We start from the raw sequence: 22,054 nt of genomic DNA, 5'->3' as shown, positions 1-22,054 counted from the left end.
AGCGGCCTAGGAAAGCACCCGCAAGCATCCATGGAGTGCATCGATGACCAAACCTGCAGACAAACCGGCGCCCGGACGCAAAATGTTCTCGACGGCTACCCTCTTTACCATCCTGTATGGGTGCCTGAGCCTGGGACTCTACATTTTATTATTCGTATTCAATGATGAAATCCGTCACATGGCGGAGGCAACCAGCCGCGGCGACAAAACCCTGTTTTTTATCCCCATCATCATCGCCCTGGTTTTCTCCCTGGTGCACGGCGCCTTCACCGGTTATTTCTGGGAAGCGCTGGGTCTCAAAGCCAAGAAAAAATAATCTCAAGAGGTTAATGTCGTGGAAGCTGTCAATTTTCTGGATCTCAATGCAACAACCGTCTTTTTGCTGTTCCTGGTCGGTTTTATCGGTGGCATGGTCAGCGGCTTCATCGGTTCCGGGGGCGCCTTCGTCCTGACCCCGGCCATGATGAGCCTGGGTGCCCCGGCAGTAATCGCCGTGGCCAGTAATATGGCGCACAAATTCCCCAAGGCGCTGGTCGCCTCCATAAAGCGAAACAAGTACGGCCAGGTCGACATCAAGCTGGGCCTCATCATGGGTATCTTTGCCGAGATCGGCGTATTCGTCGGTAAGGAGTTTATGACCAATATTCGCAATAACTTTGGCGATACCGGCACCGATCTCTATGTCTCTGTGGTCTTTATTGTCGTCCTGGCGCTGGTCGGCGGTTACGTGTTGCGCGATGCATTCCGTTGCAAACGTGAAGGCGGCGATGTGGAGGGCGCGGAACATATCACCCCGCGTCTGGCCAAATGGGTCCAATCCATCAACATCCCCGGCACCATGATGCGCTTCCACTCCATCGGTGGCAAACGGGTCTCGGTCCTGTTCATTGCCCCGCTGGGTTTTGCCACCGGCTTGCTGGCCGCCTCGATTGCGGTAGGTGGTTTCATCGGCGTTCCTGCCATGATGTATGTCCTGGGCGTCCCGGCCCTGATGGCCTCGGCCACCGAGCTGGTTGTGGCGTTTGTCATGGGCATGGGCGGCAGTCTGTTCTATGCCTGGGAAGGTTTCGTGGATATTCGCCTGGCGATGATCATCCTGGCCGGCTCTTTGTTCGGCGTGCAGATCGGTGCCATCGGTACCACCTATGTCCGGGACTATACGGTCAAGATGATCATGGGCATGATTATGATCATCGTGCTGTTCAGCCGGCTGTTCGAGATGCCGGTTTACCTGTCTGATCTGGATCTCATCAGCACTATTTCCGAGGGAACCAGCTCGTTACTGAGCAACATCAGCTTTGGCACTCTGGCGCTGGCATTATTGAGTGGCGCGTTTGCAATCCTTGCTGCACTGCTCAAGGGTATCAAACAACATAAGAAACAACAGGCGGATGCAGAATACGCCGCCTCCGTGGCAGAATCATAAGTCGATTCGCAATGTCATAAAAAAGCCCGGCCTGTGTGCCGGGCTTTTTTGTGCGCATTGGTTTCAGAGCGGCAATGATATCGCGAACAGCAGGACACCTGCCCTTTTCAATATTCGCCGGGCTCATCAAGATTACGAATCAACTTTTGAAGTTCGTTCAATGCCACATTGAGCAATGCCAGATCCACACTGGCTGATTTAAATTCCACAAAGCGCCGAGTGTACCGTTCCAGCACGGCTTCCTGAGCCGCTCGCCAATTTTCAACCAATAGCATCGCGTCGGTATTTGTCGCATCGGAATCCAGCACGCTGGCGGTCAACAGACGTTGCAGGCGATACAATTCATCGCGCAGGGCGGAGCGCGCCAGGCGTGTCCAGTGCTCTTTGCGCGATAATTTATCGATCTGATCCCGTAACCAGTGTAACTCCAGTGCCGCCCCGATCCGATTGAACACCTGAGCGACAAATACCGGACTTTGCCCCGTCTGCAGGGCGACTTCAACCATATCCAGCGCCGGAAACAGGTAGGGTAGTCCCGCCATACGCCAGGCAAAGGGTTCGGGGATATCCTGTTCCTGGTACGCCTGTGCCGCTTTAGCCAGAGCTTCACTATCCTCCTCAACAACCTGGCTCGGCAAGGCATGAATCAGGGAGGAGACACTATCCATGTATTTATCAATTGTGGCGCCAATATCCAGCGGACGCGGAATATTTTGTAATAACCACAATGTAGACTGATTGGCCAGGCGGCGGATTGCGCTTAACATATCGAGCTGGACAGAGGCCGTGACCCGGTTATCGAGTAACGCGATCTGTTGCCACAAGCCGGGTAGGTCAAAAGTTTTGCGGGTTACCAGGTAAGCGCAGGCGATCTCGGGAATCGGTGCGCCGGTGTGCTCATAAAGGCGAGACGGGAAAGCCATACCCATCCGATTAATCATACTATTGGCGATGAACGTTGCGATAATTTCCCGACGTAACGGATGATTGTTCATATACTGCGGATATTGCCTGGCAATCGCCTCGGGAAAATAAATCGGAAGTTCATTAATCAGATACCCTTCATCAAGAACCCCGGAAGCCAGTAGTTCCTGATATAGATCGATCTTGCTAAACGCCTGTAACACGGCCAGTTCAGGTCGACTTAATCCCTGTTCGGTGCTGCGTCGTGACGACAGATTTTCATCATCGGGAAGACTCCAGGTCTCGCGTTGGATCAACCCTTTACGTTCCATCATTCGCATCAGGCGAATATGTTCATCCAATAATGTCGGAGCCAGGTGCTCACTGAGCGAAAGCGCCTCACTCTGCTGATAATTGTTTATCAGAACCAGGCGGGCGACATCTTCGGTCATACTGTCGAGAAGCTGGTTGCGCTGTGATTCGTCAAGCAACTCTTCGCTCATCGCCTTGTTGAGCAATATCTTGATGTTGACTTCGTGATCGGAACAATCAACCCCACCCGAATTATCGATAAAGTCGGTATTGAGACGCCCACCCTGTCGAGCGAACTCGATACGGGAACGCTGTGTCAACCCCAGATTCCCCCCTTCTCCGATCACCCGGCAGCGCAATTCATCGGCATTGACTCTCAGGGCATCATTAGCCCGATCATCCGCATCATCATGGCTTTCATCACTGGCTTTGACAAAAGTCCCGATACCGCCGTTCCAGAACAGTTCAACCGGTGCTTTGAGAATTGCCGTAATCAGTTCGTTGGGTGTCAGTGACCCGGCCTCCACTTGCAAAGCGTTTTTCACCTGTGGAGAAAGCGTAATGGATTTTGCCGTACGCGAATAAACTCCCCCGCCTTTGGAGATAAGTGTCGGATCATAATCTGACCAGTTGGAGTGTGGCAGGTTGAACAGGCGTTCACGTTCCCTGAAACTGTGCTCGGCATCCGGCTCGGGATCCAGAAAAATCTCCTTGTGATTGAAGGCCGCTATCAAGTGGATATGGCGGGATAACAACATACCGTTGCCAAAGACGTCGCCGGCCATATCCCCGATTCCGGCAACGGTAAAGTTTTCCAGCTGAATATCCTTACCGATTTCCCGAAAGTGGCGTTTGACCGACTCCCAGCCACCGCGGGCGGTAATTCCCATTTTCTTGTGGTCGTAACCGCTCGAGCCCCCTGAAGCAAAGGCATCATCCAGCCAGAAGTTATACTCCCGGGCGATGGCATTGGCGGTATCGGAGAAAGAGGCCGTCCCCTTGTCGGCCGCCACTACCAGATAGGGATCCGGCTCGTCATAACTGACCACCCGGGGTGGCGGAACCGGTTTGTCGTCGATCAGGTTATCGGTCAAATCCAGCAATCCGCGAATAAAGGTTTTGTAACAACTGATAACCCGCTGATTCACCTCATCGCGTTCCAGTTCACGCAGATTCTGTTTGACAATGAAACCGCCCTTCGCGCCAACGGGAATGATTACGGCATTTTTCACCATCTGGGCCTTCATCAGCCCAAAGACTTCGGTGCGAAAATCCTCCTGGCGGTCTGACCAGCGGATACCGCCACGCGCGACCTTATCACCTCGCAGGTGGACCCCCTCGGTTTGCGGCGAGTAAACAAATATCTCGAACCGGGGTTGCGGGTTGGGCAGATCGGGGATTTTTTGCGGATCCAGTTTGAATGACAGATAAGCCCTTGGGGCCTGCTGGTCCGTTGTCTGAAAGTAGTTGGTGCGTAGCATGGCCTGGAGCAGGACAAATAGGCGGCGTAATATTCGATCCGCATCCAGCGTCGGCACTTCATCCAGGGAGCGTTGAATCGCATCAGTGATCCGTTCGCTGCGTTCGGCGGCTTGTGCCTGTCCGTCGGGATCGAAGCGCACCAGAAACAGATCCACCAGCATTCGGGCAATCTGGGGATGTTCCACCAGCGCCTGTTCCATATAGTTCTGACTGAACGGGAAGTTGGTCTGTTTAAGATATTTGACACAGCTTCGAATCACCACGACTTCGCGCCAGTCAAGCCGGGCGCGCAACACCAGGGCATTTAGTCCGTCATTTTCCACCACTCCATACCATATGCGCACAAAGGCATCCTGAAAAATCTGCCTGATCTGTTCGATATCCAGTTTCCCTTTATACGCATACACCATACCGACATCATGCAGCCAGACCAGGGGGCGTCCGGCCGGTTGCAGACGATGCGGTCGCTCGTCAATAACCTTCAGCCCCATATTCTCCAGAACGGGTAATAACAAAGAAAGAGATAATGGCTCTTCGGTATGAAACAGTTTGAAGCGGATTTTCTCCTGCGGCGCTTCTACCGGGTGATACAGTCCCATCCCCAGATCCAGGCCATTTTTCAGCGCTTCGAGTTTGTGGATATCATGCGCGGCGATTTCCGCCGAATACTCTCCCTGGTAGGAGACAGGAAAGGCGGTCTCATATTCCTGCAATAATCTGTTGCCCTGCTCCTCGCCGTATTCATGAATCAGCGCGCCATGCAATTCATCTTTCCAGCTGCGAATAGTAGCCGCGATACGTTTTTCAATTTCCTCGGTCTCATACCGGGGCAACTCGCCGGGTGGCAGATGCAGTATCAGATGCAAACGGGCCAGTACCGAATCGGTCAGCCAGACTGTAAAGTCCAGTTCCCGGGCATTAAACAGGTTGGCGAGAATCTCCTGGACCTTGAGCCGGATATCGGTATTGAAGCGATCCCGCGGCATATAAATCAGGATGGAAACAAATCGTCCATAAGCATCGGGACGCACAATCACCCGTACACGTTGCCGCTCCTGAAGTTGCAAAATGCTGTGCGCAATTTCATACAGTTCGTCATCGGTACACTGGAACAGTTCATCACGCGGCAGGGTTTCAACGATATTCAACAGCGCTTTTTGTGAATGACTGTGCGCTCGAAAACCGGAGCGACGCATCACGGACTGTACCTTGCGCCGCAGCAACGGGATGTCCGTGGCGCGGCGAATATAGGCTGCGGAAGTATACAGCCCGAGAAAACGCCATTCACCGATCACTTTGCCATCGGCATCGAATCGCTTGATACCGACATAGTCCAGATAGCCAGGCCGGTGAACGGTCGCCCGGGAATTACTCTTGGTCAGAATCAACAAAGCCGGTTCGTGGGCTTTTTGTTTGGCCCGGGGGTGTAATTGTTCGAAGCTGCGGGAATAGGTATTATCCTCAGCATTACGCAAAATTCCCAGCCCACTGTCAGGAATAATTTTTAAAGAATCACTCCCTTTGCGATGTTCGAGTTGATATTCACGATAACCGATAAAGGTAAAATGGTCCTGATCCAGCCATTCCAGAAAAGCCAGATCTTCCTCCAGTTGTTCATCATCCAGTGGTGGGGTGATTGCCTTGACTTCGCCGATAATGGTTCGCAAACGTTCCCGCATCGGTTGCCAGTCCTGTACACAGGCCTCGATATCCGCGAGCACCCGGGCGATATCATCATACAACGCCTGTAACACGACCGGATCACTCTGCTGGTCCACCTCGAAATACATACAGGCTTCATTGGCGGTCTCATCACCGATTTCATCGATATCAAACACCTTGATCAGACGACCTTCCGCGTTGCGCTCTATACGCATCACCGGATGAATAATCAGATGAACCGTCAACCCGTGCCGATTCAGTGCCATACGCACGGAATCCACCAGAAATGGCATATCCTTCTGGATGACTTCAACAACCGTATGGGTCGATTGCCAACCATGCTCTTCCAGGGTGGGATTTTGTACCCGGATCAGCACCTGCTGCGGCAGACGTTGGCTCACCAGGTTCCAGTGTGAGATCACCGCACCGTACAGGTCCTCCAGCTGACGTTCGGCCATGTCCTCCCAGGACACACTGCCCAGGTACTGACGGATAAACCGCTCTATGTTGTCATGATCCCGGACGGGAAAGCTGTTATGGGCACGCGCCACCACCTTGTCAATCATATGGTGGGCATCATGTGTCGGCGTCACGGGATTATGCATGGTGGAGGCTGATCCGCCCGGTGTGTATTGGACTGTCTTTTGAGTCTACAAAAAAAATCCGGCCAACGACAGCGACCCACTCCAGACTTCAGGCTGTAGTAATAGCCAGCAAGACCGTCAGCAGACATTTTAAGGCCAGGCGGCCTGCCATCGTGCCGTTATCTCAACAGGTATTACGCCTAGCGGTACCGTGCCACCACCCGATTGATCCGGCATTCGTAACGACTATTTAAAACGAGCTGCTTGGCTAAAAACCAGAGCTCGCGGAGAGAAAGAAGACAGAGAGGAAGGAGAGCGGCCGGGTAAAGTGATACCCGGCAGTCCTGATTCAGACCCGGTAGTTGGGGGATTCTTTGGTGATTTGAACGTCGTGGACGTGGCTTTCCCGCATTCCGGCACCGGTCACCCGGACGAATTCAGGACGGGTCCGCATCTCATCGATGCTGCGGCAACCGGTGTAGCCCATACTGGCCCGGATCCCGCCCAGCATCTGGTGAATCACCGGGCTCAGGGGGCCTTTGAACGGCACCCGACCCTCGATCCCTTCGGGAACCAGCTTCTCGACCTCGCCGCCTTCCTGGAAATAGCGATCCGAAGAGCCGTGCTGGGAACCCATGGCGCCGATTGAACCCATACCGCGGTAGGATTTGTAGGAGCGTCCCTGGAAGAGTTCGACCTCGCCGGGCGATTCCTCGGTGCCGGCAAACATGGAGCCGAGCATGACACAATAGGCGCCGGCCACCAGCGCCTTGGCGATATCCCCCGAATAGCGAATGCCGCCATCGGCGATCAGCGGCACGCCGGTCCCCTCCAGCGCCTCGGCCACGTTGGCCACGGCCGTGATCTGCGGCACGCCCACCCCGGCCACAATCCGGGTGGTGCAGATCGAGCCCGGGCCGATCCCGACCTTGACCCCGTCGGCGCCGGCCTCGACCAGCGCGAGCGCCGCGGCACCGGTGGCGATGTTGCCTCCGATCACCTGGACCTGCGGGAAATGCTTCTTGGTCCAGGTGACCCGATCCAGCACGCCCTGGGAGTGGCCGTGAGCAGTATCCACCACAATCACATCCACGCCGGCCTCGACCAGCGCCTCGATCCGCTCTTCGGTGCCCTCGCCGACCCCCACTGCCGCGCCCACGCGCAACTGGCCGTATTTATCCTTACAGGCAGTAGGGAATTCGCTGGCCTTCTCGATATCCTTGACTGTCACCAGGCCGCGCAGCTCGAAATTGTCGTTCACCACCAGCACCTTCTCGATGCGATGTTCATGCAGCAGATTCAGGATCTCCTCCCGGGCCGCGCCTTCCTTGACCGTCACCAGGCTCTCCTTGGGCGTCATAATGCTGGAGACCGGCGACTCGTGGTGGGTTTCGAAACGCAAATCACGGCTGGTAACAATTCCCACCAACTCGCCCCCCTTGACCACCGGGACACCGGAAATATTCTGCGCCCGGGTCAGGGCCAGCACGTCGCGAATACTGGTTTCGGGCGTGACCGTGGTCGGATCCTTGATCACGCCGCTCTCGAACTTCTTGACCAGCCGCACCTGCTCGGCCTGGGTCCGGGCATCCATATTCTTGTGCACAATCCCGATGCCCCCTTCCTGGGCCATGGCAATGGCCAGCCGGCCCTCGGTCACGGTATCCATGGCCGCCGCCACCAGGGGAATATTCAGCTCGATCTCCCGCGTCAGGCGGGTCGTCAGCTGAACCTCCCGGGGCAGAACATTGGAATGGGCCGGCAGGAGCAGGACATCATCGAATGTGAGGGCTTCTTGAGCAATTCGCAGCATTGTGGGGTCCCGGTTGCGGTAAATCGCCGAATTATAAAGATTTTTGGGGGATCGGTAAATCGGCCCCGGCGTCAATTTTAGCAAAAATCAGCGGTTGCCATCTGGATTCTGACCCCGCATAATGGACTCCAAGTGCGGCTTGGTGGCATTTTTGCTCCAGCCAAAAAACTGAATAACAATCAAGATCCGGCAAGGATCGTAAATCACAAACCCAAGATAAACTCATAACAAGTGATTCCATCGGAGGAGCCCATGAAGAAGATAGCGATTATGGCGATGACTGCTGCCCTGACTCTGGCCGCGTGTGCAACCGGCCCGAGCATGTCTGAACAGGACGCCAACAATGCCATCAGTGCCGCGAAAAGCGAACTGAACAAAGCCAAAAACGTCAACTATGCCTGGCGCGATACCGGCAAGATGATCAAGGCAGCCGAAAAAGCCGCCAAAGAAGGCGAATATGAGAAGGCCGTTGATCTGGCTAACGAAGCCGAGAAACAAAGCGAACTTGCTCAGAAACAGTCTCGTGAACAGAAGGATGCAGAACCAATCATCTAAGAGTTCGCGAATACTGAATAAAAAGGCCGGGAAGCTCCCCGGCCTTTTTTTTGCCCGTCATCCGCGATGCGGCAGCACCGCGCTTTCGGCGACACAACGGGCGTGATTGCGGTATCCTGCTTTCATGAATCAGCCGAGCCCCGGACAACGCGATATCTACAGTGTCTCGCGACTCAACCGCGAGATCCGCACCCTGCTGGAGACCGGCTTCCCGGCCATCTGGCTGGAAGGCGAGCTCTCCAACCTGGCGCGACCCGCCTCCGGCCATCTCTATTTCTCCCTCAAGGACGAAGCCGCCCAGGTCCGTTGTGCCATGTTCCGTAACCGCAACCTGCTGCTCAAATTCCGGCCGGAAGCCGGCCTGCAGGTGCGGGTTCGCGCCCGGGTCAGCCTGTACGAGGCGCGCGGCGATTACCAGCTGATCGTTGAACACATGGAAGAGGCCGGCGACGGCGCCCTGCGCCGCGCTTTTGACGAACTCAAGGTCAAGCTGGAGGCCGCCGGACTGTTTGCCAGCGAGCACAAACAGCCTCTGCCCCGTTTCCCGCAGCGCATCGGGGTGATCACCTCCCCTAGCGGCGCGGCCATCCGCGATATTGTCACGACCCTGCAGCGGCGCTTCCCGGGGCTGCCCGTGGTGGTTTACCCGGTGCCGGTCCAGGGCGAAACCGCCGCGCCGGCCATCGTCGAGGCCCTGCATACCGCCGCCCGGCGCGCCGAATGTGACGTGCTGATTCTGGCCCGCGGCGGCGGGTCACTGGAAGATCTGTGGCCCTTCAACGAGGAGCAGGTCGCCCGTGCCATCCACAACTGTCCGATTCCGGTGGTCAGCGGCGTGGGCCATGAGACAGACGTCACCATCGCCGATTTTGCCGCCGATCTCCGCGCCCCCACCCCCACCGCCGCCGCGGAACTGGTCAGCCCCAGCCGGATCGAATGGCAGCAGAGCTTCTCGCAGCTGGGGCAACGCCTGACCCGCGTGATGCAGCAGCAATTGCGCCAGCGGGAGCAACAGTTGAGCTGGCTCGCGCGACAGTTGCCGCACCCGCAACGCTATCTGCAATCGGTCGCCCAGCGACTGGATGAACTGGAGATCCGGCGCAACAATGCCTGGCGCTACCAGTTACGTGAGCGCGCCGCACGTCTCGACACCGTGCGCGAACGATTGCAACAGCACAATCCCCGGCACAATCTGCGTCACCTTGAGGAACGGCGACAACAACTGACGACTCGACTTGCCCGCCTCATGCGCCGTCACCTGGAGGACAGTGGGCAGCGGCTGCAATATCTGGCCCGGGCACTGGAGACCGTCAGTCCGCTGGCCACCTTGAGTCGCGGGTATGCTATTGTCAGCACCGAAGCCGGGGATAAAATCATTACCGATGTAAAACAGATTTCCCGACACAGCCGTATCCGGGCACGCTTGCACCGGGGCCGTTTTATTGCCGTAATCGAGAGACTCGAAGATGAATAAACCTGGTTTCTTTCTGCGAACACTCGCTGTTGCTGTCGTGTTTTATAGCACGCTGGTGTCAGCCAACACCCTGCCCCGTCATCAGGCCATACCCGGCGGTGTCGCAATCATTACCCTGAACGACGTGAACGAAGCCAGGCCAGGAGTCTCGTATCTCAAGAAAAAAGTGATGGTGCGCGCCAATGACACGCACTGGGAAGCCATCGTCGGGATCCCCCTGTCTGCCCAACCCGGTATTCATCGTCTTAAAGTCCGCAATGGTCAGGATAACTTCCACAAGGAATTTCGCGTGGTAGACAAGGATTACAAAACCACCCATATCACCATTAGCGACGAAAGCAAGGTCTCCCTCAGTGAGGAAGATCTCCAGCGCCATTACCGGGAAAAGAAACAGATCACCGCGGCGATTAACAGCTGGAGCGAACGCGACAACGTGGACGCCAGCTTCATCACGCCGGTAGAGGGCCGTTTCAGCAGCCCCTTCGGACTCAAGCGGATCTACAACAACCAGGAGCGCATTCGCCGCCACACCGGGCTGGATATCGCCGCGCCCGTGGGGACACCGATTATTGCCCCGGCTTCAGGAACAGTCATTCGCACCGGCGACTACTTTTTTACCGGCAACACCGTGTTTATCGATCACGGCCAGGGACTGATTACCCTGTACTGTCACCTGGACAAAATAGATGTCGAGGAAAACCAGCACATCAACCAGAGCCAGAAACTGGGGGAAGTCGGCATGACCGGCCGGGTTAGTGGCCCGCATCTGCACTGGGCCGTCTTTCTCAACCGCTTCAAGGTCGATCCCGAGCTGTTTATGAGCCAACTGGAAAAGACAAAATAATCATTGATTTACGAACAGAATAATCATCCCGAATAACGATAGCGTCGATTGACACCAGGCCGGTCGTACCCCTACTCCGGCTCGCCCAACATGTCACTACCAATAAGACCGGGTACGCTGACAACAGTCTCAGCCGGACTCTTGCGCCCACGCGCTCCCGGAACGATCTTTTTCGCGAGATAAATCCTGGCGAAGAAACACGCCGATAAAGGAGACCGGTGAACACGGATCCCCGCTCCGCCGGCCATGGCTGCAACGCCGTTCGCCCCCATCATCGGTACCCTGCAGATAAACTGGCCGCTGCGCCCTGCGCCGCTCACTGTTATTACGCCGCTCTCGTTGACAGCGCAGATCATTATCCGGTGAACCCGGCACACTGAAAGCGGCACGCAATACATCAGGCAATCGAGACGACCCGTTCAGGATAATGTCAAACCACTTCATAACCGGCTCCTGTAATCGGTGACAAATTTACGCTACGATCTAATCGCCTAAACTATCGAACAGCGACCTGGATATCAGCAAACCTTGTCACATTTTATATCTGCAAATAGATTAAGATTACCGGACTGGATCAACTGGATAGCCCAGGACGCCAACGGCAACTGGTGGGGCTACAGTGCAGAGCCGCAGCAATATCATCAGGGCTGGTATGAAAATGAAGTCGGGAAGTGTCAGTTTCTCGGCGCTGATACACCGAACCGCCTGTGGCGGGACACCCTGCAACGTATTAACGCCCAGGGTGTAACGTGACATACAATGAGGAATGCCCGGCAATCAGCATTACGCTGTTCAGAACACGGCAGGATGGCCCTCAGCAACACAGCGGGGTTTATACCTGAAGGCGGGATTACTTGCCGCGTTTAGTGACGAAGCGGCGCAGGCGCTGGCGTTTTTGTAACTGGCGGGCGGTCAGTTTGTTCTTCTTGCCGGCAAACGGATTATCACCACTGCGCAATTCCACCTGCACCGGTGTCCCTTCCAGCCCCAGATGCTTCTGGAACCCGTTGATCAAATAGCGCCGATAGCTGTCAGGGACAGAGGCCGTCTGGTTGCCGTGGATAATGATCACCGGCGGGTTCTGGCCCCCTTGATGCGCGAAACGCAACTTGATCCGACGGCCGCGTACCATCGGCGGCGGATGGGCCTCGACCAGATCCTGCAGTAACCGGGTCAGGCTGGCCGTGGAGAGCGTGCGGGTGGCGGATTCATAGGCCGTGGTAATCGACGCGAAGAGATGGCCGACATTGGTGCCATGCAGGGCGGATATGAAATGGACCTCGGCAAAACTGAGAAACGGCAGCTTGGCGTCGATCTCACGACGTATCCAGTCACGCTGATCTTTCTCCAGCCCGTCCCATTTATTCACCCCCAGTACCAGCGCCCGGCCGCTCTCCAGAACAAATCCGAGCAGGCTGGCATCCTGATCGCTGATCCCCTGATGGGCATCGAGCAGCATTAATACCACATGCGCATCCTTGACCGCCTGCAGTGTTTTGATAACACTGAACTTTTCAACGGTTTCCTTAACCCGGCTGCGGCGTCGCACGCCGGCGGTATCAATCAGGACATAGTGTTGTCCGTCGCGTTCGAAAGGCAGGTAGATACTGTCCCGGGTCGTGCCCGGACTGTCATAGGCCAGCACCCGCTCTTCACCGAGGATCCGGTTGGCCAGCGTGGATTTGCCGACATTGGGCCGCCCGATGATCGCCACCTTGATCCCCGGCGGCACCCCCTCTTCCCGGGCATCCGCATCAGGCAAAGCGGCCAGAACCTGTTCCATCAGCGGTTTGATCCCACGTCCCTGGCTGGCGGCAATGGCGTAGGGCTCACCCAGTCCCAGCGCATGGAACTCGGCGGTGGCCAGCGCGGCCTCCGTGCCGTCGACCTTGTTGACCACCAGAAACAGCGTTTTGCCGCTCTGGCGCAGCCGCTCGGCAATAGCGTGATCATCCGGTAACAGACCGGCGCGGGCATCGACCATAAACAGCACGATATCGGCCTGCTCCACCGCCAGCCACGACTGGCTGGCCATCAGGCTGTCGAGCTCGGCATCCTCGCCACTGAGACCGCCGGTATCGACCACGATATAGGGCTTGTCGCCCAGCTTGCCCTCGCCGAACTGCCGATCCCGGGTCAGGCCCGGTTGATCGGCCACCAGCGCGTCCCGCGAACGCGTCAGCTTGTTGAACAGGGTGGACTTGCCAACATTGGGACGACCCACAAGGGCAATAACCGGTTGCATGGTATATCCTGATCAGATTATTGGCGGTGCGAAGGACGGCACTACTCTGCCCGTCGAAAGGCGGCCAGAAAACCGTGGCGATCCACCGCAATCACCCGTTCCCCGACCACCAGCGGTCGGGCGAGCACATTGTTTTCCTTGCGAAATACATGCTCGTAATCGTCGGACTCATCGGTAAACAGATAAGCGCCGGCATTGAGCCGGGCCCGTCCCTCCATCCGGCCGCTCTCGCGCAGCAGCCAGTGCAGATAACCGTCGTAATCGGCCACCACCAGATAGGGTCCCTCCAGTCGCGGGCGGGTGGGATTGCGACGTTGCAATTTATCCTGCCGCCACAAGGTCGAACCATTGCGCCGATTCAAGGCCAGAATCTGGCCTTCACTGTCAGTGAGATAAATACGCTGATCGTCCGCCACCATGCCGGTGTAGGAGGACATTTCGCGAGTCCACTGAACCCGTCCGGAGCGGATATCCACCGCGGCCAGCCGGCCCTGATAGGTCACGGCATAGACCATCTCATCAACCACCACCGGTTCGGCGTCGATATCGATCATCCGTTCCAGCTCGGTCTTGCCCGAGGGATGGCTGATCGGCGTCTCCCAGAAAACCGAGCCGTTATCGAGTACCAGGGCCGTCAGGCGTCCGTTATCGGAACCGGCGATGACCAGATCATTGACAATGATCGGGGCGCTGTTGCCGCGCAGGGTCAGGGCCGGGACATCGCGATCATACACCCAGCGGCGCAGACCACTGGCCGCCTCCAGCGCAAACACCTTGCCGTCATTGGTTCTGGCGACCAGGGTGCCATCAGCCACCGCCGGGCGGGCGATCACCTCGCTGGAGAGTTCGCTGCGCCACAATTCGCGCCCGTCCTCGGCCGACAGCGCGACCACTTCGCCCTGCCGGGTCCCGAAATAGAGCCGGCCGTTGGCATGGACCGCGCCGGTGGCCAGTTCCAGACCGGTCTGTCGCTCCCACACCGTCTTGCCGCTATCGACGGCAAACGCTTTCACATAGCCCTGATAATCCGCCGCATAGGCCGTTTCTTCGTGATGACGTACCGGCAACTGCAGAGATTGCTCCCCGGCACCCCGTCCGGCCTGGCCCGACCACACGGTGTCGATCCGCATGGGCTCGTCAATCGGTTCCAGTTCGCGGGGGGGCTGCAGGTTGGGCGACGATCCACAGGCGCCGACCAGCAGCGCGAGACTCACTACTCCGACTCTTCTCACGGCATAACCTCACTGTTCGGCGCCACGGCCCCGGCGGACAACTCGGCGAGCTTCATCTCCAGCAACTGTCGGCGCAGGGCATTTTCGGCGCCCAGCAGCGCCCGTTGATAATGGCCGCGTGCCTCATCCGGCTGCTCCCGCGCCCCGGCAATGTCCCCGCGAATTTCGGCATAGATCGACCCGTAACCGCCTTCCTTCACCCCGTCGAGCAGCTCGGCTGCCTGTTCGGGCTGTTCAACCAGCAGTAACCGCGCCAGACGCTGCCGGGCCAGATGCCGATATTCGTCGATGTCGCTGTTATCCAGCGCCCAGCGCAGATAATATTCAGCCTCCCCGGGCCGGTTCGCTTCCAGCTCCAGCCGGCCCATCCCCAGCGCTCCCAGCACGGCATACGCCGTGGAGTCGTACTCTTCCATCAGCGCAGCGACCGCCTTGTCGGCCAGTTCCCGGTTACCGGCCTGCAGCGCCATCTGGACAGTGCTGTAGGCCTGAGAGGCCTGGTGCTGGTTCTGCTGCTGGTGATCAAACCAGTAACGAACCCCCACGATCCCGCCGATTCCCAGCACCACGCCGGCAATCACGGCGCGGCCGTTTTCCTTCCACCAGTCCTTGATCGCCTGGACGGTCTCTTCTTCGCTGCGTTCTAACTGTGCCATCGTTTTATCCAGTATTTTGAAAATAAGTCCCGTGGCGGCCCGATCCCGTTGCGGGTCCGCTCAGTCCTGAGCCAGGGTGAATTCACGGGCCAGAAATCCCGCGAGCTCGTTCTGCGCCACCTGTTGCTGCGGCCTGTCGCCGCGTAAATCCTTCACCGTCACGCGCTGTTCGGTCAGCTCCTGGTCCCCCAGAATCAGGGCGTAAGCGGCGCCGCTGCGATCGGCCTTTTTCATCTGACTCTTGATACTGCCACCACCGCAGTGGACCTGCAGGCGCAAGGCAGGCAGAGTGTCGCGCAACTGTTCGGCCAGTTGCAGCCCCGCGGTTTCGGCCTGTTCCCCGGCCAGCAGCAGATATGCGTGCGGGCAGTACGGCGTCTCGTCGAACGGCCGCTCGTCGAGCAACGCCACCAGCCGCTCCATACCCAGGGCGAAGCCCATGGCCGGGGTCGGCTTGCCGCCCAGCTGCTCGACCAGGCCGTCGAAACGGCCGCCGGCACACACGGTGCCCTGAGCCCCGAGCTTGTCGGTGACCCATTCAAACACGGTTTTGGCGTAATAATCGAGACCACGCACCAGACGCGGATTGACCCGGTATGGGATGCCGACCGCTTCGAGCAGTTCCCGCACACGGGCAAAGTGCGCGTTTGATTCGTCATCCAGGTGATCCTGCAGGCGGGGAGCCGCCTCAATCAGCGCCTGCATCTCGGGATTCTTGCTGTCAAGAATGCGCAGCGGGTTGCTGTGCAACCGGCGTCGGCTGTCCTCGTCGAGCTGATCGAGGTGGGCATTGAAGTATTCCACCAGCACCGCGCGATAGGCGCGACGCGACTCGCTGGTGCCCAGGGTATTGATCTCCAGATGGACATCCTGTGCCAGCCCAAGCCGCTGCCACAACCGGGCCGTCAGCACGATCAGCTCGGCATCGATATCCGGGCCGCTCAGGCCGAACACCTCGACCCCGAGCTGGTAAAACTGGCGATAACGCCCCTTTTGCGGCCGCTCGTGGCGGAACATCGGGCCGGCGTACCACAGCTTCTGTGCCCCCTGATTCAGCAGGCTGTTCTGGATGGCGGCGCGTACACAGCCGGCGGTCCCTTCCGGGCGCAGGCTCAGGCTGTCGCCGTTGCGATCCTCAAAGGTGTACATCTCCTTTTCGACAATGTCCGTCACCTCGCCGATGGAGCGTTTGAACAGCTCGGTTTTCTCGACAAGGGGTAGCCGAATCTGCCGGTAGCCATAACCGGCCATCAACTCGCGAAATGCCTGCTCCACGAACTGCCAGCGCGGCGTCTCTGCCGGCAGAATGTCGTTCATGCCCCGGATTGCCTGGACTGCGTTTGCCACGTTGATACCCTGTATTTGCGATGCGCGAAAAAGCGTCTCCCGACGCTGAAAACGGTCGCCATTATACGCGATTCAAACCGCCATGCGGTGGGGGATCGGGAGGCAATTTCAGTAAAACAGGACCGACGGAGTATCCCCGGCCAGGGCGCACAGCAGGCAAGTGCCGGCTCAACCCCGAAAACCCGCCGGCTAGAAGGGCCAGTCCAGAGCGAACGGCAGGGAAGGGACGCCGACAAACAGACCGACCAGCGCGACAATAATCAAAATAATCAATATCACATAACGCAGCGGCCGCCTGTTGCGCGTGGTCAGCGGGATCGGTTTGTCAGAGTTGAGGTGTCCGGGGAGAAGATCACGGTTTTCCTCCCGATCGATCTGGACGGCATCGATGATTTCATTTTCCGGCAACTGCAACAGACGGGCATAGCTGCGCAGGTAACCCAGGATGTAGGTCTTGCCCGGCAGGCGGGCATAATCGTCCTCTTCCAGGGCCGCAATAGTGCTCACTTCCTGATTAAGCTGGTGGGCAACCTGTTCACGGCTCAGATTTTGGGCTTCACGGGCTTCACGCAGACGCTGGCCGGGCCAGATACGCGGTTCGGCGGGCGGCATTTCCGGCTGATGTAATGCCTCCCGTGTCATATTGCCCCCTTAAAGTTTACCCTGGCGTTCCAGCTTTCTCAATTTTCGGGTTTCCTCGGAATCCGGAAACCGTTCCTTGAGCAACATGGCATATCTGGTCACCTTATTTCTGTTACCTGCTTGGCGTTCCAGCAAAATACTGAGCCACAGGCTCTGGGCATTGTGCTTGCGCTGCTCCAGAGCCCGTTCCAGGTAGTTGCGGGACTGCCCGTACAGACTCATATCAAAGGTCAACCGGGCCATACCCAGATTGGCGATGGGCAGTTCGGGATCGAGTCGCAGGGCCTTGAGGTAATACTCCTCAGCCTGCCTGAGATTATTCCGGGTCTCGGCACACTGACCCATGTTCTCGTAGATACCCGCCTTGCCGGAATAAACCGGATCATCCAGTGCTTTTTCGAAATTGCGATCGGACGCTTCATATTTTTCCAGATCACATAACAGCACCGCATAGTTGTTCAACAACGAGGGATCCTTCGGGGTAATATCCAGGGCTTCTTTGAAGTGCTGTTCGGCCTTCTCGGGCCGGTCGACGCGGCGATAGAGTTCGCCCAGGTAATGATGGGCCCGGGCATTGTCCTCGTTCTGGTCAATCGCCTTTTGCAGCTTTCCCATTGCCCGTTCGTTATCGCCCTGTTGCATGTACTTCACACCCAGCTCGGCGTTCAGTTCCGAGGCCTCGCGCAGGCGTTCGTCCGACAGTGCTGGTTTACTGCTGGTAGTGGTACAGGCCCCCAGCATCAGCGTCGAAACGATCAGCAATACAAGAGGCAGATATCGGTTCATGTTCCCACCCTGTTGATTGGTATCTGTTCGGCAGTGCGCCGTAATTTGCGTTTGGTCTTGTCCAGCACCTGGCCGGCCAACTGGCCACAAGCGGCATCAATGTCATCGCCACGGGTCTTGCGGGTCACTGTCATCAGCCCCGCTTCCAGCAAGATATCACGAAACCGGTTGATGGTCGCCGCATCGGAGCAGCGATAGTCGGTTCCGGGAAACGGGTTGAACGGAATCAGATTGATCTTGGAGGGCACCTGCCGCAACAGTTTGATCAATGCCCGTGCATCGGCCTCGCTGTCGTTGATTCCCGCCAGCATCACATACTCAAAGGTAATCTTACGTCGTGAATCGCCGTCAATATAACGCAGGCAGGCCGCGATCAACTCCTTGATCGGGTATTTGCGGTTGATCGGTACCAGCTGATCGCGCAGTTCATCGGTCGGCGCGTGCAGTGATACGGCCAGGCTCACATCGCTGACCTGCTTGAGACGATCGAGTGCCGGAATCACGCCGGAGGTACTCAGGGTCACACGTCGCTTGGACAGCCCATAGGCGTTGTCTTCCATCATGATATTCATGGCGCGCACCACGTTGTCGAAATTAAGCAAGGGTTCGCCCATGCCCATCAACACCACGTTGCTGATGCTGCGTTCCACGCGCGGAATACTGTGCAGGCGCTGGTTGGCTACCCACAGCTGGCCGATGATCTCGGCGGCGGAGAGATTACGATTGAAGCCCTGCTGGGCGGTGGAACAGAACGTACAGTCCAGTGCGCAACCGACCTGCGAGGAGACACAGAGGGTGCCGCGATGGTCCTCGGGGATAAACACCGTTTCGATGCAGTTGCCATTGTCCACCCGCAGCAGCCACTTGATGGTGCCGTCCTCGGAACGCTGTTCGCTGACCACCTCGGGCGGGCGGATTTCCGCGACCTGATCGAGCTTCTCGCGCAGCCCTTTGCCCAGATTGGTCATGGCGTCGAACTCGTCGACGCCGAACTGGTAGATCCATTTCATCACCTGGGTGGCGCGAAAGGCCTTTTCGCCCTGCTCGGCAAAAAAGGCCTGCAAGCCGCTTTGATCGAAATTCAGCAGATTGACTTTGTCGTGCTCGCTCAAGGTGATAAATGCTCCTGTAAGACCCTAGCGGGTGCGCGGACAGATTTCGTCGTCGTTGAAGAAAAAGGCGATTTCGGCGCGGGCGGTTTCCGGGGCATCGGAACCGTGGACCGCGTTTTCATCCACGGTTTTGGCGAAATCGGCGCGAATGGTGCCCGGCGCCGCTTCGGCCGGATTGGTGGCACCCATCACTTCGCGGTTTTTGGCAATGGCCTCATCGCCTTCGAGCACCTGAACCATGACCGGCCCGGAGGTCATGAACTCAACCAGTTCATTATAGAAGGGACGCTCCCTGTGCACAGCATAGAACTCCCCCGCCTGCTCCTTGCTCAGATGCAGCATCCGGGCGGCGATGATATTCAGGCCCGCCTTCTCAAAGCGGCTGTAGATCTCGCCAATCACATTCTTGGCAACGGCATCGGGTTTGATTATGGAAAGGGTGCGTTCAACGGCCATGCAGAGTTACTCCTGGTTCAGGGTAGCAAGATAGCATAAACCCGCGCCAGGGCACGGGTTTATATCACAAATGGTAGATCGGGAATTTTATCCCCTGGCGGGGCCGCAGGCAATCAGCAAGACCGGTTTCCCGGAGCATGGAGCAGGATTTAATCGCACAGCCGGTCGAACCGCAGTGACGGCCGCCGCAATACCCTGAATCGGATCACCCCTTGCCCCGCGCGAACGGGGCAAGGGGCGATCAGGCCTCAGGATTCGACCGCGACCTTGCCTTGCGGCGACTGGAAGCTGGCCTGTTGCTGGCGTTCCTGACGGGCGGCCACTTCCTGGACACCCCGTCGTTCAACCAGCTGGCCCAGGCTGATACCCTTGAGAAAATCGTGAATCTGATAACTCAAATCGGTCCACAGATCATGGGTCAGGCACTGCTGGTCATCCTGGCAGTTTGACAGACCGCCGCAACGGGTGGTTTCGACCTTTTCATCCACGGCGGTGATGACGTCGGCCACGGCCACTTCGTGGGCATCGCGGCTGAGGCGGTAACCGCCGCCCGGTCCACGGGTGCTGTCGACCAGACCGTTCTTGCGCAGCTTGGAAAACAACTGCTCCAGATAGGAAAGGGAGATCCCCTGGCGCTGGGAAATGTCGGCCAGCGTGATCGGCCCTTCTTTGTAATGCAGCGCCAGATCCAGCATGGCGGTGACTGCGTAGCGACCCTTGGTAGTCAGTCTCATTGTACTGTCCTGTCTCGTATAATTTGGATTTACCGGTTTAACTTACGGTTAATCTAGCAAGCCCTACTATTTTAGTCAAGAATATGCCGGGCGAATTTTACCCATATTATAGTCATGACTTTTCGGGTTTGCCCGGATCATCGGCCATCCCGATATCATCGGGCCCTTTCAGATCCTTGCCACTGATATCGCAAACCTCCAGATCGGGCAGATCGGGCACCTCGATCTCCATGCCCAACGCCTTGAGTGACCGGCACATGGTCTCCATCTGCTGATCCATGGCGTGAATGTGATCCAGCATGCAATCGATGGCGTTGGCGACCGGATCGGGCATGTCCTGGGTGGTGCCGTAGGCGTCGAAGCCGATTTTGGCGGCAAAGGCCTTGCGCCGTTCATCCTCCGGCCCCGGTTTGACCTTGGCCACGACCCGCCCCGGAATGCCGACCACCGTCGCACCGGGGGGAATATCCTTGACCACCACCGCGTTGGAGCCGACCCGCACCCCCTCGGCCAGGGTGATCGGCCCGATCACCTTCGCACCGGCCCCCACCACCACATTATTGGCCAGGGTCGGATGGCGTTTGCCCTTCTGCCAGGTGGTGCCGCCCAGGGTCACCCCGTGATACAAAGTACAGTCGTCGCCGATCTGGGCGGTCTCCCCAATGACCACACCCATCCCGTGATCGATAAAAAAGCGGTGGCCGATTTGCGCCCCGGGATGAATCTCGATCCCGGTCACCCAGCGACCCAGGTTGGAGAGCACCCGGGCCAGCCATTTGAGGTGATGGTTCCACAGGGCATGACTCAGGCGGTGCAAGAGTACCGCGTGCACCCCCGGATAGGTGGTCAGTATCTCGAAGGTGTTGCGCGCGGCGGGATCCCGCTCGAAGACGCACTGAATGTCTTGTTTAATCCGTCTGAACATAAGAAGCTCTAATCTGTCCTGAAGCTTACTTTACCATTAACGCTCTGATTCTTCAGTCTTTTCGCCGCGGCTGCGGGACTGGACGGCGCTCAGAATGCCGCGCAGGATGTTGATCTCCATGCGATCCAGCTCGGCCCGGCCGAACAGCCGGCGCAAGCGGCGCATGATCTGGCGCGGCGCGCTGGGCTTGAGAAAATCGAGCTCGGTCAGAGTCTGTTGCAAATGTTCGTAGAGCCGCTCCAGTTCATCGGCCGTGGCCCGCGGCTGATCGCTGTGGAAACGGTTATCCCGCCGCCCCGTCTGTTCCAGCAGACTCATGCGCAGCTCATACACCAGCACCTGGGTGGCGGCGGCGATATTCAGCGAGCTGTAATCCGGGTTGGCGGGGATATGCACCAGATAGTTGCACCGATCCAGCTCGTCATTACTCAGCCCGTTATTCTCGCGCCCGAACACCAGCGCCGCATCCGCCGACTCGACCACCTCCAGAACCCTGTCGGCGGCGGCGCGCGGATCCAGGCTGGGCCAGGGAATACTGCGCAGCCGGGCGCTGGCGCCCAGCACCACGGCACAACCGGCCACGGCCGACTCCATCGAACTCACTACCTGCGCCTGTTCCAGAATATCGTTCGCCCCCGAGGCCCGGGCCCGGGCCTCGCCGCTGGGGAATTCGGCCGGATTGACCAGTACCAGTTGCGTCAGGCCCATATTTTTCATCGCCCGGGCCACGGCGCCGATGTTGCCCGGATGGCTGGTGCTGACCAGCACCACCCGCACCCGCGACAGGCGGGCATTGAGCACGTCGTCCTGCTTTGCCGACATCGCAAATCATCCTGTCAGTTTGAATACAGCCTGCTACAATAG

Annotated in this window: 19 protein-coding genes; 6 read left to right on the top strand and 13 right to left on the bottom strand. The window is 57.8% G+C overall.

Annotated features, from left to right (window positions below):
• The first annotated feature begins 43 nt into the window (after positions 1–43).
• Together EDC23_RS08025 and EDC23_RS08020 are read left to right on the top strand one after the other, a co-directional pair.
• Positions 44–316 (top strand): hypothetical protein, encoded by a 273-nt coding sequence (locus EDC23_RS08025; protein ID WP_134083193.1) that lies wholly within the window; start codon positions 44–46, stop codon positions 314–316.
• Positions 317–334: 18 nt separating this feature from the next.
• Complete coding sequence (locus EDC23_RS08020) at positions 335–1,426, top strand: sulfite exporter TauE/SafE family protein (protein WP_134083190.1); 1,092 nt, start codon at positions 335–337, stop codon at positions 1,424–1,426.
• 107 nt (positions 1,427–1,533) lie between these two features.
• Here EDC23_RS08020 and EDC23_RS08015 read toward each other — a convergent pair whose 3' ends face one another.
• Both EDC23_RS08015 and guaB read right to left on the bottom strand, forming a co-directional pair.
• Complete coding sequence (locus EDC23_RS08015; RefSeq protein ID WP_134083187.1) at positions 1,534–6,390, bottom strand: NAD-glutamate dehydrogenase; 4,857 nt, start codon at positions 6,388–6,390, stop codon at positions 1,534–1,536.
• Between the two features lie 328 nt (positions 6,391–6,718).
• On the bottom strand, positions 6,719–8,179 hold the full coding sequence (gene guaB / locus EDC23_RS08010) for an IMP dehydrogenase (protein WP_134083329.1): 1,461 nt from the start codon (positions 8,177–8,179) through the stop codon (positions 6,719–6,721).
• Between the two features lie 255 nt (positions 8,180–8,434).
• Between guaB and EDC23_RS08005 the strand changes: the two genes are divergently transcribed.
• From EDC23_RS08005 to EDC23_RS07990, 4 genes are all read left to right on the top strand, one after another.
• On the top strand, positions 8,435–8,737 hold the full coding sequence (locus EDC23_RS08005) for a DUF4398 domain-containing protein (protein WP_134083184.1): 303 nt from the start codon (positions 8,435–8,437) through the stop codon (positions 8,735–8,737).
• Between the two features lie 124 nt (positions 8,738–8,861).
• A complete protein-coding gene (gene xseA, locus EDC23_RS08000) occupies positions 8,862–10,211 on the top strand; it encodes an exodeoxyribonuclease VII large subunit (RefSeq protein WP_134083182.1) in 1,350 nt (449 codons plus the stop codon).
• Positions 10,204–11,055 (top strand): peptidoglycan DD-metalloendopeptidase family protein, encoded by an 852-nt coding sequence (locus EDC23_RS07995; protein WP_134083179.1) that lies wholly within the window; start codon positions 10,204–10,206, stop codon positions 11,053–11,055. Before xseA ends, EDC23_RS07995 begins: the two co-directional genes overlap by 8 nt.
• A 528-nt stretch (positions 11,056–11,583) precedes the next feature.
• On the top strand, positions 11,584–11,808 hold the full coding sequence (locus EDC23_RS07990; protein ID WP_134083176.1) for a hypothetical protein: 225 nt from the start codon (positions 11,584–11,586) through the stop codon (positions 11,806–11,808).
• A gap of 97 nt (positions 11,809–11,905) precedes the next feature.
• Here the strand turns inward: EDC23_RS07990 and der are convergent, their stop codons facing one another.
• From der to trmJ, 11 genes are all read right to left on the bottom strand, one after another.
• Complete coding sequence (gene der / locus EDC23_RS07985) at positions 11,906–13,300, bottom strand: ribosome biogenesis GTPase Der (protein ID WP_134083173.1); 1,395 nt, start codon at positions 13,298–13,300, stop codon at positions 11,906–11,908.
• Between the two features lie 41 nt (positions 13,301–13,341).
• The gene (gene bamB / locus EDC23_RS07980) at positions 13,342–14,514 is read right to left on the bottom strand and encodes an outer membrane protein assembly factor BamB (RefSeq protein WP_166668808.1); all 1,173 of its coding nucleotides are present in this window, start codon (positions 14,512–14,514) and stop codon (positions 13,342–13,344) included.
• A gap of 14 nt (positions 14,515–14,528) precedes the next feature.
• Positions 14,529–15,188, bottom strand: coding sequence for a YfgM family protein (locus EDC23_RS07975; protein WP_134083167.1), 660 nt, complete (start codon positions 15,186–15,188; stop codon positions 14,529–14,531).
• Between the two features lie 60 nt (positions 15,189–15,248).
• Positions 15,249–16,535: a histidine--tRNA ligase gene (gene hisS / locus EDC23_RS07970; RefSeq protein ID WP_134083164.1), complete on the bottom strand. Its 1,287-nt coding sequence runs from the start codon at positions 16,533–16,535 to the stop codon at positions 15,249–15,251.
• Between the two features lie 189 nt (positions 16,536–16,724).
• Entirely contained in the window at positions 16,725–17,177 is a 453-nt protein-coding gene (locus tag EDC23_RS07965) for a helix-turn-helix domain-containing protein (protein ID WP_134083161.1), read from the bottom strand.
• A 9-nt stretch (positions 17,178–17,186) separates the two neighbouring features.
• The gene (gene pilW / locus EDC23_RS07960) at positions 17,187–17,963 is read right to left on the bottom strand and encodes a type IV pilus biogenesis/stability protein PilW (protein ID WP_134083158.1); all 777 of its coding nucleotides are present in this window, start codon (positions 17,961–17,963) and stop codon (positions 17,187–17,189) included.
• Entirely contained in the window at positions 17,960–19,075 is a 1,116-nt protein-coding gene (gene rlmN / locus EDC23_RS07955) for a 23S rRNA (adenine(2503)-C(2))-methyltransferase RlmN (RefSeq protein WP_134083155.1), read from the bottom strand. The genes pilW and rlmN overlap by 4 nt, the downstream gene beginning before the upstream one ends.
• Positions 19,076–19,099: 24 nt before the next feature.
• Positions 19,100–19,531: a nucleoside-diphosphate kinase gene (gene ndk, locus EDC23_RS07950; protein ID WP_134083152.1), complete on the bottom strand. Its 432-nt coding sequence runs from the start codon at positions 19,529–19,531 to the stop codon at positions 19,100–19,102.
• A gap of 248 nt (positions 19,532–19,779) precedes the next feature.
• Positions 19,780–20,265 carry a Fe-S cluster assembly transcriptional regulator IscR gene (gene iscR, locus EDC23_RS07945; protein ID WP_134083149.1) on the bottom strand — a complete coding sequence of 162 codons (486 nt, stop codon included), beginning with the start codon at positions 20,263–20,265 and terminating at the stop codon, positions 19,780–19,782.
• 112 nt (positions 20,266–20,377) lie between these two features.
• Positions 20,378–21,190 carry a serine O-acetyltransferase gene (gene cysE, locus EDC23_RS07940; RefSeq protein ID WP_134083146.1) on the bottom strand — a complete coding sequence of 271 codons (813 nt, stop codon included), beginning with the start codon at positions 21,188–21,190 and terminating at the stop codon, positions 20,378–20,380.
• A gap of 36 nt (positions 21,191–21,226) precedes the next feature.
• Positions 21,227–22,012 carry a tRNA (cytosine(32)/uridine(32)-2'-O)-methyltransferase TrmJ gene (gene trmJ, locus EDC23_RS07935; RefSeq protein ID WP_134083143.1) on the bottom strand — a complete coding sequence of 262 codons (786 nt, stop codon included), beginning with the start codon at positions 22,010–22,012 and terminating at the stop codon, positions 21,227–21,229.
• Between the last annotated feature and the right edge of the window lie 42 nt (positions 22,013–22,054).

This window comes from Thiohalophilus thiocyanatoxydans (assembly GCF_004366735.1).
Lineage (GTDB): Bacteria > Pseudomonadota > Gammaproteobacteria > UBA6429 > Thiohalophilaceae > Thiohalophilus > Thiohalophilus thiocyanatoxydans.
Note: the sequence above shows the minus strand (reverse complement) of the source record. Positions and strands in the feature narration are given on the sequence as shown.